General features: G+C 23.4%; 16 protein-coding genes and 1 pseudogene. 13 read left to right on the plus strand and 4 right to left on the minus strand.

Going from position 1 to position 14,512, the window contains the following annotated elements; all coding sequences use genetic code 4:
• Positions 1-5: 5 nt before the first annotated feature.
• The 3 genes from secDF to AACK95_RS02010 form a co-directional block, all read right to left on the minus strand.
• A complete protein-coding gene (gene secDF, locus AACK95_RS02000) occupies positions 6-3,170 on the minus strand; it encodes a protein translocase subunit SecDF (protein WP_338980553.1) in 3,165 nt (1,054 codons plus the stop codon).
• A gap of 121 nt (positions 3,171-3,291) precedes the next feature.
• Entirely contained in the window at positions 3,292-4,236 is a 945-nt protein-coding gene (locus AACK95_RS02005; RefSeq protein ID WP_338980554.1) for an AAA family ATPase, read from the minus strand.
• The gene (locus AACK95_RS02010) at positions 4,226-4,603 is read right to left on the minus strand and encodes a helix-hairpin-helix domain-containing protein (RefSeq protein WP_338980963.1); all 378 of its coding nucleotides are present in this window, start codon (positions 4,601-4,603) and stop codon (positions 4,226-4,228) included. Before AACK95_RS02010 ends, AACK95_RS02005 begins: the two co-directional genes overlap by 11 nt.
• A 150-nt stretch (positions 4,604-4,753) precedes the next feature.
• Between AACK95_RS02010 and AACK95_RS02015 the strand changes: the two are divergent.
• Positions 4,754-5,107, plus strand: a pseudogene (locus AACK95_RS02015) (transposase); the annotation flags it as partial.
• Positions 5,108-5,959: 852 nt separating this feature from the next.
• Here AACK95_RS02015 and AACK95_RS02020 read toward each other — a convergent pair.
• Positions 5,960-6,910, minus strand: a complete 951-nt coding sequence (locus tag AACK95_RS02020; protein ID WP_338980556.1) for an IS30 family transposase — start codon at positions 6,908-6,910, stop codon at positions 5,960-5,962.
• A 40-nt stretch (positions 6,911-6,950) separates the two neighbouring features.
• On the opposite strand from AACK95_RS02020, the gene AACK95_RS02025 reads away from it, so the two are divergent.
• From AACK95_RS02025 to AACK95_RS02080, 12 genes are read left to right on the plus strand one after another with little or no spacing between them, the layout of a single operon-like run.
• Positions 6,951-7,289 (plus strand): hypothetical protein, encoded by a 339-nt coding sequence (locus AACK95_RS02025; RefSeq protein ID WP_338980557.1) that lies wholly within the window; start codon positions 6,951-6,953, stop codon positions 7,287-7,289.
• A gap of 2 nt (positions 7,290-7,291) precedes the next feature.
• A complete protein-coding gene (locus AACK95_RS02030; RefSeq protein WP_338980558.1) occupies positions 7,292-7,612 on the plus strand; it encodes a hypothetical protein in 321 nt (106 codons plus the stop codon).
• Positions 7,588-7,749 (plus strand): hypothetical protein, encoded by a 162-nt coding sequence (locus AACK95_RS02035; protein WP_338980559.1) that lies wholly within the window; start codon positions 7,588-7,590, stop codon positions 7,747-7,749. Before AACK95_RS02030 ends, AACK95_RS02035 begins: the two co-directional genes overlap by 25 nt.
• Positions 7,749-7,994: a hypothetical protein gene (locus AACK95_RS02040; RefSeq protein WP_338980560.1), complete on the plus strand. Its 246-nt coding sequence runs from the start codon at positions 7,749-7,751 to the stop codon at positions 7,992-7,994. The genes AACK95_RS02035 and AACK95_RS02040 overlap by 1 nt, the downstream gene beginning before the upstream one ends.
• A 1-nt stretch (position 7,995) precedes the next feature.
• Positions 7,996-8,820 (plus strand): hypothetical protein, encoded by an 825-nt coding sequence (locus AACK95_RS02045; RefSeq protein WP_338980561.1) that lies wholly within the window; start codon positions 7,996-7,998, stop codon positions 8,818-8,820.
• A gap of 16 nt (positions 8,821-8,836) precedes the next feature.
• Positions 8,837-8,995 carry a hypothetical protein gene (locus AACK95_RS02050; RefSeq protein WP_286640945.1) on the plus strand — a complete coding sequence of 53 codons (159 nt, stop codon included), beginning with the start codon at positions 8,837-8,839 and terminating at the stop codon, positions 8,993-8,995.
• 40 nt (positions 8,996-9,035) lie between these two features.
• Positions 9,036-9,224 carry a hypothetical protein gene (locus tag AACK95_RS02055; protein WP_338979693.1) on the plus strand — a complete coding sequence of 63 codons (189 nt, stop codon included), beginning with the start codon at positions 9,036-9,038 and terminating at the stop codon, positions 9,222-9,224.
• A gap of 1 nt (position 9,225) precedes the next feature.
• On the plus strand, positions 9,226-9,411 hold the full coding sequence (locus AACK95_RS02060) for a hypothetical protein (protein WP_174480219.1): 186 nt from the start codon (positions 9,226-9,228) through the stop codon (positions 9,409-9,411).
• A gap of 17 nt (positions 9,412-9,428) precedes the next feature.
• On the plus strand, positions 9,429-9,806 hold the full coding sequence (locus AACK95_RS02065) for a hypothetical protein (protein ID WP_338980562.1): 378 nt from the start codon (positions 9,429-9,431) through the stop codon (positions 9,804-9,806).
• 18 nt (positions 9,807-9,824) lie between these two features.
• Complete coding sequence (locus AACK95_RS02070) at positions 9,825-11,009, plus strand: hypothetical protein (RefSeq protein WP_338980563.1); 1,185 nt, start codon at positions 9,825-9,827, stop codon at positions 11,007-11,009.
• A gap of 14 nt (positions 11,010-11,023) precedes the next feature.
• Positions 11,024-12,742, plus strand: coding sequence for a hypothetical protein (locus tag AACK95_RS02075; RefSeq protein ID WP_338980564.1), 1,719 nt, complete (start codon positions 11,024-11,026; stop codon positions 12,740-12,742).
• Positions 12,743-12,745: 3 nt separating this feature from the next.
• The gene (locus AACK95_RS02080) at positions 12,746-14,443 is read left to right on the plus strand and encodes a hypothetical protein (RefSeq protein ID WP_338980565.1); all 1,698 of its coding nucleotides are present in this window, start codon (positions 12,746-12,748) and stop codon (positions 14,441-14,443) included.
• The last annotated feature ends 69 nt before the right edge of the window (positions 14,444-14,512 follow it).

Below are 14,512 nucleotides of genomic sequence, written 5' to 3' on the forward strand. Positions count from 1 at the left end.
ACCACCTATTCATTAATACCTTTAATAACATATTCATCTGCACCAATGAAATGTTTTTTAATTTTATTAATACGTTTTTTATATCTATAAACTCTTCATTTCTCAAAATAAATTCAAATAAAAGGAGCAATAAAGTAAGATGATACTAAACTTACTATACAACCTATTAATAATGATAAACTAACTATTCAGAAACTAGGAATAATAAACATAACAATTACTGATGTTATTAATACTACACCATTAATAACTAATGTTCTTGGTAAAGCCTTTTGAACACTTTTATTTGAAATTTCAATTATTTCTTCTGTGCTAATAACTTGTGTTTGATTATTATTAATCTTAATTTCACGAATATTATCAAAAATTGACATAATACTAATTATTGTTAAAATCATTACTTCCAATAATATTCCAACAATTGAAGTAGAAATTACAATTTGGAAAATACTAATAATAGCAAGTGTCATTAGTAAACTAAAAATAATAGCTAAAATTAAAGGAATAACATAAGTTAATTGAAATCTAATAATAATATAAATTAAAATAACAATAAAAGATAAAGCAATTGAAATAATCATATTAACTAATAAATCTACACCTGACTTAGCAACAACTAGATCAATTTCTCCTCATTGTAAAATAGATTCTTGTTTTCAATTTCTAGTAATCTCCCCTAAAAAATTCTTAAACCTTTGCTGCATACTTTGAGAATTTACTGTTGTTTGAACAATAATTTTAAACTGATATGATTTTCCTTCACCACCAGCAATTAAGGAAAAATTAATATTTTTAAAATATTTACTAAATTGACTATTATTTTGAATTTCTTTACTAATAAAATCTTTTGCTAATTCTGCTTCTTTAATAATATTGTAACTAGGATCACTTGGATCTTGAGTAATTGTACCCATTCCAACAAAATCAGTTTGTTGATCAAAACCAGAACCAAAATTTGAACCAATTACACCATAAGTAATACCTGAAGCAAGAACAATAACAGCAGAGCCTGAAAGAATTCATTTTGTTAATTTATGAAAATAATTTCAGTTACTTATTTTAAGTTTTGAAAAAACATTTTTAAAATTAATAACTAATATTTTTTTGTCTTTTGCTTTAACTATTTGAATTTTTAACGGTTTTAATGCATTAATTAATTCTTGTTTCAATTTATTAATTTCTTGTGAAAGATTTAATTTTAAATCTTTTACTTTTGACTTATAAACTGATCTTGATTTACTATGTTCTTTTTTTAATTGCTGTTTATCAACTTTAAATTTTTTAATTAATTCTTTAACTTTATTTTTAAAATTAATTTGAAGCTGACATTTTTCTGAAATTAATTGTTTTTTTATTTTTTTATCACTACTTTTAATATTATTTGTATCTATTGAATTATTTAAAACTATAGTGCTTTTTCTACTAATATTATTAGTTCCTAAAAGTTGAGGTTTATTTTCTAACCAGTTATTTCGTAATAATGTTCATAACATTAATCTTAATAAGATAATTCCAAAAATAATTACACCAAAAGTAGCAATAGAAGTCATAATAATAAAACCTTTGATAGCACGAGTTCCAAATCAGAAAATAGTTAAATTAACAATTAAAATAATAGCGCTACAATCTAATGAAGAAGATAATGTTTTCTTATTTGCTGATTTAAAAGCACTAATCAAAGTTTTACCTTGCATATATTCATTTTTAAAACGTTCCAACAAATTAATAATCGTATCTAATAATAGTGCAAAACCAATAATTAAAGCAATTACGCTTTCAGGAGCAATTATGCCATTAATGAAAACAAAACTAACAATAGTAAATAATAAAAATAATGATATTATAATTAGAACAATAACTCCTAACATACGATAATAAAACAGAACAATAGTCATAAGAACAAAGGTAACTAATATAATAATAACAACTGCAATTTTTAAAGATGTTGCACCTAGCGTTGGACTAACATTAGCATAAGATAACATAGTAAAATTATTTTTTGACAATCCTGATGTTAAAACACTTTTCATTTGTTCAACTGTTTCAAGATTAAAAGTATCTGAATTAATTGAAATACTATTGTTAGTTACTTTAACTTCACCAACTCAATATGGAATATAACGATAATCAATAACATCTTCATGTAAAATATCTGAAACATCTGGTAAACGTAATAAATCTTTAATATAAGGCAATCATGCATTCATAGGTGAACCAACAATAGGAGAAGCAAAAGGATCAAAGCGATTAGCAGGATCATATGTATTTTTTTCATCATTAGTATCAACAGAAAGACTATGAACTGAACCTAAATTATCAGAATAAATTCAATTAATACCAAATTGACCATTTTGATTAGGATTTAATAGTCGTGCTAAAGTAGGGTCTTGTGCTTTAGCTCTAGCTAAAATATCAGTACCTTTACCAAGACCTGGTGTATTATTATCTAATAATGATGTTAATGATGCTTTAATCTTACCATCAGTATCATTTTTAAGATTATCAATTATAAAAGCAAGGGAGCGAATACCCTCCATACTACTTCGAATATAATCTAATAACTGACCAATATCTGAATAAATATAAAATGTATTTTCTTTGGCAGAAGTAAGTTTTTTTAAAACTGAATCATTTTTAACATCAAAAACAAGTTCTGGGCGATGAGTAACAGAATTATTAACAGCTTTAATAGCAGAAAAAACATCACTAGTTAATAATCTTTTATCTCTTTTTGTTCAAGTAGTAGCTTTGTCATCTTTCTTTTCGGTTGCTAATAAGTCATTACCATCTTTATCAACAATATAAGAATAACCACGTCGTGATACACTGTGAACAAAAGTAGAAATATCAACTCCCGCATCTTTACTCAACGCTAAATTATACTTATTATTATTGCTAGTAATGCTTTCAATATAAACGTTACTAGTACCTAAAGGGTCAACTCTATCTTTTAATAAATTAATAACATCTTTTTGTTTACTTTTACCCTCATATTGAACTTGTGTTTGATAACCACCAGCAAACTCAATACTTAATTTACTATTATTTTCAACATATTTAGCACTAAACACTACTGAAATTATTATTGCAGAAACAATAATTATTAAACTAAAAATCCTTAAAAAAAATCCAAAATTTTTAGTTTTTCTTGTCCTAGAAGAAGTGTTCATATTTCTTCACTCCTAAATCATTTTATTTGTATAAACATAGATTGTATATTATTTAAGCACTATATAAGAATACCAACATTCGTTATAAATAACAATTGTTTTACAGTAATATCAAAAATAATTATTTTCTAAATAAAATTATATTATTATTAATATACTCTTTACCAATAATTGTTATTTTACGACCCTTAGTTGTCTTAGTAATTAAACCACAATGAATAAGTCAAGGTTCATAATGAATTTCAAGATTTTTTCTTTCTTCATTCAAAAGTTGACAAATAGTTTCAATACTCAAACTTTTATCTAAATTTACATTATTAAACAATGCTAAATATGCCAATTGTAAACTATTTAAACCTAAAGGATAAATTTGCAAAAAAAATAAAATTTGCAAAATATTAGTTTCATTTAAATCTACATTCATAACAACACAATAATTATACAATTGTTTAATGATGTTAATAATGAGTCGCGGAATATTACGACAATGATTAGCAATAATATTTATTATATTATTTTCTAATTTTCAATTTAAACTTAAAGAAACTTGTGAAATAATACTTTTAATATCCTGATAATTATAATCAGATAATTGTAAAATATTAGGAATACGACTTATCAACGCTTTAGTTAAGATTCCTACTTTATTAGTAGCACCAATAAATGTAAAAGAGGGTAAATTAATTTTAACAAATTTATTATTATAATCTTTACCAATCATAATATTAATAAAATTACCTTCTAATGCAGAATATAATACTTCTAATATTTCATAGTTAACAACATGAATTTCATCAATAAAAACTATATCAGATTGTTTGATATTTGCTAAAATACTAATAATATCGCTAGTTTTATTAATGCTTGTTCCTTCTAAACTATGAAAATTTACTTGCAATTCTTCTGCTATTAATCGTGCAATAGTTGTTTTTCCAATACCAGGAGGACCAATTAATAAAATATGACTTAAAGCAATATTTTGAATTTTACTACCTTTGATTAAAATTAGAATACGTTCAATAACATTATTTTGTCCAACAAAATTATTAAAACTACTAATACCCATATTTTATTTCCTTAATAGCTAATGCAATAATTTCTTCAACTTCCAAATCTCAATTAATATTTCTTAATAAAAAATTATTAATTACTATTGAACTAAAACCTAATTTTAATAATGTATCAAATACTAAATCTGATTTTTCATTTTGACTAGTTCTTAAATTACTTACTAGTTTAATATGATTACTAAAATAATTAATAATATTATTAGCAATTTTATGAGTTATACCTTTACACTGTTGCAATATCTTATAATCTTGTTTGCTTATAGCCAACTTAATACTATCAAGTGATAGTTGATTTAGTAATCTTAAAGCAGTTTTTGGTCCAATATTACTAATATTAAGTAAGTGAATAAAAAAGGTTTTTATTGGTTTTGATACAAACCCAAAAAATTATTCATAAGTTGGTTTTTGATGAAAATAAAGGTAATGTTTAGTAATCTGTATAACTTACAAAAATAACTATGTTTAATTAATTCTAGTAAATATAATTAAATGACTAGAAAGAGTGAGTTATAGATGGCTAAAAAAGATAACTTTAATAATAATGATCCAATATCAAAAGCAGTAGATTTATTATTAGAAAATACTGAAGATTTAACAACAGTTTTTAAAGAAGGGGGTTTATATAAAGAATTAACAAAATGTTTAGTTGAAAAAATGTTGAATTCTGAGATGCAAAATTATTTAGGATATGAAAAAAATCAATATAGTAATAGTGACAATGCTCGTAATGGTATAAGTTCAAAAAAATTAATAACTCAACAAGGTAAAATTGAGATTGATGTACCACGAGATCGTAATAGTAATTTTACTCCTGTAATAGTGCCAAAAAGACAGAGAAGATTTGATGGTTTTGATCAACAAGTTCTCCTTGGGAGCATGTTGAAGATGTCAATAACTAAAAAGTTTTAAAAATAGCTCCTTTCTTTTTTAAACCCTTAAATTAAAAATAAATGACAAAAGACGAGAATAAAAATCTTGTCTTTTTTTGTAATTGTAAAATTTTAAAATTTTTATTATTAACATCCTTTAAATATCTACTACACGCAGTGACCAAGTAGGAGAAAGTTAATAATTAATAACCCTCTTTAACGCTATTATCAACACGTGTTAGGGAACTAAAAAAGTGAACTACAACACAGTTGTTAAAAATAGTAGCTAGAACATGTGGACTTGCATGTATAAATAAAAAGTGGAGTGATACCTAATAAAATATACTAACCATTAATGGTAATTCTTGGGGTGGGAGCGAATTGGAAACTAGTGTATATAGACCTGTTGTAGGGACCTATTGTATTAATTCTATTCTTTATTTAACCAACCTTGCCACTCCCCAGTGAGCAAGTGTTGGTTTTATTTTTTATTTTTTTTGAAAAATTTTTTGGGCGAGAAAATAAATTTCAAACTTGTAAAAAAAAATGAGCGGTGCCGGTTCAATTAAAGTATTAATTTGTTAAACACAAATTAAATAAATATTGAATCGAATGCCTCAATGTTTTTTAAAATTTCACAATTTATTTTTGAGCCCAGAATTTCTGGAATGAATAAAACGAATAGTATTAATAATATAAAAATAAAAATATATATTCTTTATGCTACAAGCAACAGAATATATTAGAAAGAACTATTATGAAAAAGTATTTTTGTTGAACATGTAAACAACATAAATTAGATTATTTATTCTTTAATACTGATGATGCTAAATTGTAAAGGTAAGTGCAACTAAATTATTTTTCTATCCAAATATTCGATTGGTGAAAGATAATTTAATATTTTTCTCGGTCTTTGATTTAAAGACAATATAAATTTATGAACTTCATTTTTATTAGTTTTTGAAAAAATAAATTTTTTAGGAAATTTTTCTCTAATTAAACCATTAGTATTTTCATTAGTACCTCTTTGTCAAGGTGAATATGGATTGGCAAAATAAATTTTTACATCTAAATTTTTTTTAAGTTGTTGTCAATTTGAAAATTCTTTGCCACGATCAAAAGTAATAGTTTTAACAATGTTTTTAGGAAGAATTGATAAATAATAACTGACATTTTTATTAATAACTTTAGTAGTTCTGTTTTTAACTAATATTGCTAAAGTAAATCGTGATACTCTTTCAACTAAAGTTATTAAACATGATTTGCTTTTGCCTCTTGATGATACTATAATATCTCCTTCTCAATGACCAAGTGTTATACGATCATTAACATTTATATCTCGTTCTTTAATTGATTTACCATTAAACTTGCCACGATTTTCTTTAGATTTTCGTTTTTTACCTTTTCTTCTTAAATTTTTACTAGTAACTTTATCAAGCATTCCAAAATAAATTCAAGTATAAATTGTTTTAAAACTAATAACTCACTCCTTATGAAAATTTTTAATTCTGCCATAAATTTGTTCAGGTGATCAACCTAATAGTAATTTTTGTTGTACATATTTTACTAAATTCTTATTTTTAAACTTATGAAAACTAATATGTGATTGTTTTCGATTTTCAGCTTTATTTTGTGCAATTAATGAAAAATAATGATTATTATCTTTATTTCTATTAATTTCTCAAATAATAGTACTAATACTTCGATTAAGATTTTTAGCTATTTCACTAATTTTAAATTTAAATTTCAATTGATTCTCAATATAAATCCTTTCATCTATGCCAAGATGTTTATAACTCATATAAAAACTCCTTACTTTTTTCTAAACTAAATTTAGCATTATGAAATTTTTATATGAGAATTTTTTGCAATTTTATTTACTTGCACTTACAAGTATAATTCAGCTAGTTATTGTAGAAAATTTCTTTTTAAGTTCAAAACAATTATTAACTAATCCATTAGCAACTCCTAAAATTATTGGTGCATTAATGGTATTAGTACAAAATGTTTTCAACTGAGATTATCTAGAAAACCACCCAAAAAATAAAAATAAAATAACAAATTATAAAGGAAATATAAAATTAACAAAACATGAACAAGATGCTTATAAGCATATTCAATATTATTTAAAAAATCATAAGAAAATATTGATTTTTGATAATTATTTAAGGAAATTATAAAAATGAAAGATAAAGAAAATTATATCAAATTAAAAGTAAAACTGAGTAACACTATTGAAGCAAAATATTACGAAAAAGGTAATAAGGAATTATATTATAGTGTTCGTGGTCAATGAAATGGATTAAATTATGTTACTTTAATTTTTAATAACCCAAAATTTTATAGACGATGTATTTTATTAAACAAAAACGATGAAATTATTGTAACTGGTCAAATCTTTAACACTTTAAACATTCCTAAAATCGTGCATTTTGTTCAATCAATGTTAAATGATTTAAAAAATGAAAAGAGTAAAAAATGATATTATGAAAAATTTTATTAATAGCACCAATATTAATAACAAGTATAACACTAATAATATTTTTAATATTTATTATTAAAGAATTAAAAAATGAATATAAAGTATTGAAAATATTAAGTGAAATTGCTAATCAAATTAAAAATAAGGAGAATAATTAATGATAATATTACCTACTTTGTTTGAAAATAAAGATGAAATTGAAATATTATCACCATTTCCAAAAGCAATTCATACAAGTAATGATATTAGAGCAATTATTTTAAGACAATATCCAAATGTTAAATCAAAACACATAATTGTTTCTGACCCAGAAAGTAATGTTGCATTAATAGTTGGTGATAATGATGTTTATCAAGATTGAATTAAAGTAACAGTTAAAAAATTAGAAATTAAAGGAGAATAAAATGCCAAGTATAGAAAATACACAATCAAATTATACTTTAACTAAATTAATTAGAACTGGAATAAGTCCAATTTGTGCAATGATTGGTACAAGTGCTTATTATGGTCAAGTAATTGCAAATCCAGTATTAGGTTCAATTAATAGTTTATTATTTGGTAAAAAATTAGGTTTAGATATTTGAAATTTAAATCAAAGACCAAATACTAAAACTAAATTAATTAATAGTAGTAAAAAAATATTACTAGGTTTAGGAACAATTGGATTAGCAAATTATAGTAAATGAACTGAAAATAATATTAATCCTATTATTCCAACAACACCAGCTCCAATCACAACTACAACAGAAGGTCCGCCATGATTACTATTAAATAAACAAGAAAATCAGTTATTAATGGATTGAGATACATATATTAGTTTAAATGCTTATGGTATTTCAAATCTTATTAGTGGATTAACTGAGTTAATACCTAATAAATTTGAAACAATAAGAAAGATTTGTAATATGGCTACTGGTGGATGTTTAATATCAAGTGGTGTTGCTATGGGTATAAATAATGATTTTAATAATGCTTATGCAGTACCTACCATAATTGCTGGTGCAAGTGAAATTATTCATAATTTACTACCTATGGAAACTACAAATCATATTCAAGAAATGCAAGAAACACCATTTAATAATGAAACTGCAAGACTAATTAATGATAATAGATTTACTATTAATAGTGAAACTGCAAGTCAATATTATGGTAGTCATAATATGAGCGAAGTACCATTAAATCATGATAATGCTTCATTAAATTGAGATTATAATCACATGAGTTTATAAAGGAGGTGAATAATTTATGAATAAAGAAAAAATACTTGAATATTATAATAATGAAATTCATACATATAAAGAGAGAATGGAACAATTAAATAAAGAAATTGCCTTATTAGTAAGCATTATAAGTAATTCAAAATCGATGATTGAAAGAATTAATGGTGGTCAATTTGATGAATAATTAAAAATTAAAAATAAATAGTTGAAAGGAAAATATTCACATGAAAGAATTTTTACATGAATTAATAATTATTGGAACAAGTATTGGAATATTAATTTGCAGAGAAATTATTGTTTTATTAAAAAGATTTATCACAACTCCAAAACATGTTAGAGCAAATAACAAAATTATAAAACATCAAAAAAAATTAGCAAAATTAAACGAAAAAATTAATAAAGGAGAAAAATAATATGACAAAAATTGAATTTAATGAAAAATATAGAAAACAAGATATCAGTATTGATAGAGATTTTGATTTACATATTGATAATTGTTTTAAATTTTCTGATATCAATACATTAGAAAATGCTGTTAATGATTATAAAAAACTAATAAGTGAAATGCCACAATTAGTTAAAGATTGATTATTGGGATAAGATTAGGAGAATGTTAAATGTTAGAAAATGAAAATAATGTTCAACAAACAACTGAATCTTTAACTGAAAATAATGCTCAACAAGAAATAGAAAATAAAGTTAATGAAGCAGAAAATAAGTTAAATAAACTTAATCAAGAAATTAAAGAAAAAGAAATGATTAATATATTTAAAAAATATCAAGTTAAAACTGAATTTTATGATTATTTAAAATTTAAAACTAATAATTTAGAAAATTCAAAAATTGAAGAAACTATTAAAAAAATGGTTAAAGAACAACCAGTATTTAAAGAAATAATTAATACAGGTGGCAATAAACAAATAATTATTAATAATAATAAAACAAATGATAAAGAAAATTTTTTAATTAATTATAAAAAGAAAAATTATTTATAAACGAAAGGAAGAAATAAAATGTCAGTACCATTTAATCAAAATTTAGACAATACAGAGAGATTAGTAGAAGCACCAGAATTTATAGAGTTTTTTAAAATTTCAAATAGTCCATGGGCAAACTTTTTTCCTACTGAAATTGTTGACTCAGTAAATATTGAGTTTATTGTTAAAAAACCAAAAAAACCGGAAGTAAAAATTATTGCTTGGGATGATAAAAGTAAAAGATATGAATTACCATATGTTGATACAGATAAAATTAGTAAAAAAATAACTAAAAAATATCTTGCAGGAGAAATTATTGCAGATGTAGATTTAAAAGCAAATAATGGACAAAATTTATTAGATAGTATGCAATATGAAGTTGCAAATGATTTAGCAGATAAATTAGCAATTGATGATACACAAGCAATTGCAAAATTTGTTACTAAAATCGATATTGAAGATACAAGACCAGTAGGCTATTTAAAATCAATGTTATCTGCTTGAAATACTTTGTTTCAATTTAGAAACATTGCAAATAGTAAATTTTTTATTACTAATGGTCTTTATGATAGTTTAGTTTATTTAGCAGATAATAAAGGTTTAATTACCGATAATCAGTTGGCACAACAATTACGTTTAAATGGAAATAATTTATATGTAAAAGGCGTATTATGTGAAATCGTTCTTGATGACTATATGATTTTTACTAATGATAAAAATGAACAACAATTAATGACCTTTATTTTAGCAACACCAAGAGCAATGAAAAGATACATGATAGAAAATACAGTTATTTATGTAGATTTTATTAAAGATGATAAAGCAGGAAGAGCATATAAAGTTGCTGGTGAAGTTGTTGGAGAAGCAATCCCATATATTTCTAATAATGAAAAAACATCACGTTGAATGTTATGTGGAGTTATTAAAACAGAAAAAACTGATTTAAAAACTAAGATTACAACTTTAACAACTAATATTACTGCAAATGTTAATAACAATAATAATGAATTAAATACAGAAATCAAAAGTACTAATGAACTTAAATCATTAAATCCAAATTTAACAAATCCAACTATTAAATATTTTAGTGATGCACAAGGTAAAACTAATGTAAGTAATCAAAAACAAAAAGCAGGTGACTTATACATAGTTATTTCTTCAAATGTTAATGATTTAAATTATAAAGGTTCAACAAATCCAATTAAAATAACTCTTAAATAAAGGAAATTAATATCATGCCAATTGGTACAACTAGTACAGCAATACTTTTAAACATAAATAAACCAAAACATACTAGAACAAGTAAACAACAAGAAAATAAAAGTTTTTGATGAGAAATTTTAGAAATGATTGGTGTACAAGTTATAGCAGTAGCACTTGCTCCTTTTACTGGTGGATTAAGTGAAAGTGTAGCCCTTGGATTAGGTGCAAGTGATTTTATTGCAAGTACTATTAATTTTGGTATTTATGCTACAACTGATTTTACTATTAATCAAGTTTATGATTATTTGAAAGGAAATGTAACAAAATTAAATACTTTCTTTAATATACTACCTGCATTTGCTGGACTGAATAAAATTAGTCGTGGTTATCGTACAACTAAATTTATTAAATTAGCACAAGAAACTAAAACATTAGAACAAGTTGGTATTAAAGAAGTAAAAAACTTACAAGAAATTATTAGTCAAGTAGGTGGAAAAGAAATTTTAACAGATAAAATTATTGGTAATAAACGTTATTTAATGAATTATAGTTTTACTCCTAATCGTGAAACAGTATTACGAGATTTAGGTTATATTGCTGAAAGACAATATAAAAATAATTTTCAAAAATTAGAAGCACAGGAGTTAAAAGATTACTTATTATTACAAAATACATTAATAAAATTAAGTTCACAATTAACTCCTAAATTTAAAATCAAAGATATTGAAAAAGCAAATAATTTTTTAAAAAAATATAATACTGATTTAAAAAAAGTATTATCTATGAACCAACATGATTGATTAAATTTAGTTCATACAATACACACAGAAAATAGATATGGAAAAACTTTAATTTTAGATTTACAAAAAATTCGTGCTAATTCTATTAAATTTAATTTTAAAAATAATGTTATTCATCAACTTGTTTTAAAAGCAAATCAAAGTTTTAAATATTTTGATATTAGATTTTATTTAAAAAAAGGTTTAAATAAATTTTGAAAAGATACTCCATATTTTGAAAAATTACGAGAAAGTATATATAAATTACAAGAAAAATTTGAAAAGTTAGAAAAACAAGCATTTGAAAAAATTAATAAATTAAAAGAAAAAGCAACTGATTTATTTACTAGTGCAGAGAAAAAAGCAATTAAACATGCACAATTAATTCCATTAAATTCCCCAGTATTTATGGGTTGTAAAATTCAACCTTTATCATTAGATAAATGTGCAATTACTATTTATCATCGCAATCCTAAATATAAACCAATTACAGTTGTTGATAGTATTCTTAAAGCAAAAACTTTTGTTACTCAACTACATCCATTCCATTGATATCGTTGATATAGTGGTTGATACATTGGTTATGGAGTTAATCAAAATAAATGATTAAAAGCAATAGTATTTGCTCCACCAGTTATTCAACAAGTAATTAGAGATAGTTTTAAAGTTTATAGAGAAATATTTAGAACTATTAGAACTTATCATAAAGTAGTAAATGTTATTAATAATCCTATTGAAAATATTAACAAATCATTTAAAAATGTTGGTTTAAAATTTTCAGTAAATACTTTATTTGGTACGGGATTATTACATCATTTAGAAAAATTTGCATATAGTCAAGTTATAGCAAAAAGTAAGAAAAAATTAAAAAAAGGCAAAAATAAAATACAAAAAGAAATTGAACATATAACACATAAAAAAACAAAAAAACATACTCATCATTATAAACAAGCATTTTTTAAGGAATGATAAATTATGATTAATAAACTTTGAACTGGTGTCAGTCTAGAAAATTATAATAACTGATATCCATTAACTGGAAAAATTACAGAAACACCACAGCAATATATACAAACATGACCTAATGTTAATGATTGATTTAAAACTTTTGCTATTCGTGCTCAAAATGATATTAATGCTTATCTTGATTTTATTTTATCTAAATTTCCCTTTGATAGTTTTAAAGATGAATTAATTAAAGAAACATTAAGAGATATGGTTTATGTTATGGTTGAACATTGAGTATTTAATCGTACACCAATTGAATTTAATGTTGATGCTACTATTCAATTTAATAATGGTAGTCAATTTAGTGCAAATAGTACTCCTACGATTAATGTTTGAGATTTAGCACCTAGTAGAATGAAAATATGAGCAAGATTAACTGAATTAAAACAAATATTTTCAAGTTATAATGATGATGAAATAGATGTTGAAAAAATTGACTTAAAAGCATTTTATACTAGAAATCAAGTTGATGAATTAATTGAACAACAAAAAGAATTTACATTATTAAAACAAATTAAATTATATGATGATTTAGTTGATGATAATGAAAATGAAATATATAGAGGTTCTGTTAGTAAATTTATTAATAAAGGTTATGTTGCAACAGATTACGATAAAGAAACTGAAACAATGATTTTAGATTGACCTGATGAAATTGGAACATTACCACCAGAAGCATTACAAAATAATCCACAAATTGGTGATTATACACATGCTCCAACTTGTGATTTTTCTGCTAAACAACAAAAAAATATTACAGCTTTAACTAATACTAAACAAAATAAATTAAGTACTGGTCATGGCATTAATCTTACAGAAGATAATGTAATATCTGTAAGTTCTTATTTAGTAACACCACAAGATTTTTTAAATAATCCACAATGAGAAGAACAAAAATCAATGATTTTAACAAGAAATACATATTATCAAATTTTTTGGTCACCTAATATGTCAAACAGTCAAGGACATAAAGGAGTATTTTTCTTTTATGGTGCAGTACCAACAGCCCATAATGTAGCTATTGATTCAGCAGGTTATTATTCAAATTCTACTAATGAAATTAAAGCTCATTTAAGTGTCCAACCCGAAAATGATGAATTAATACTATCATATTTTGATGGTAATTCTTGAATAGTAACTAATCTAGATGGAAATAAACTAGGAACTAAAATATATAAGCCTAAGACAAATAATAAAATTTATAGAATTAAAAGTAATACATTAGATATTACTTCACCAAGTGTAATTAATATAAATAAACCTATAAAAATTAATTCAAAAAGTTTAGAAACTAATGAAATAGAAGAAAATAATTGAGATATTGAATTAAAAGATATTCCTCCAACACCAAGTCCAAGTAGTTCAAATTGAAAAGATGTAGGAACAAGAGAGAAAAATAAATGAGATAATTGACAAATTACTTATGATTTTCAAGAAAATAAACATTATAGAGTTTATTATTCTTGAAGTATATATAATTCAGTTTATACTATTCAAGAATTTATTATAACTAATAAAAAAATTGCTGGTGTACAAATACAAACCTTTAATGATAGTACTAATATAATAATTTTATCAGTTCAACATGCAAAATGGATTACTATTTATACTGGAAAAGGTAATTTAAAAGGTAATGTATGAAAATTAGAAGAATTACAGGAATAATATTATGTTTTTTAAAATTATAAAAATTATTTTAGGTTTAATAGGAGTAATTTTATCATCAGCAACAGC

It is taken from the genome of Spiroplasma endosymbiont of Lasioglossum malachurum (assembly GCF_964020065.1).
Taxonomy (GTDB): domain Bacteria; phylum Bacillota_I; class Bacilli_A; order Mycoplasmatales; family VBWQ01; genus Spiroplasma_E.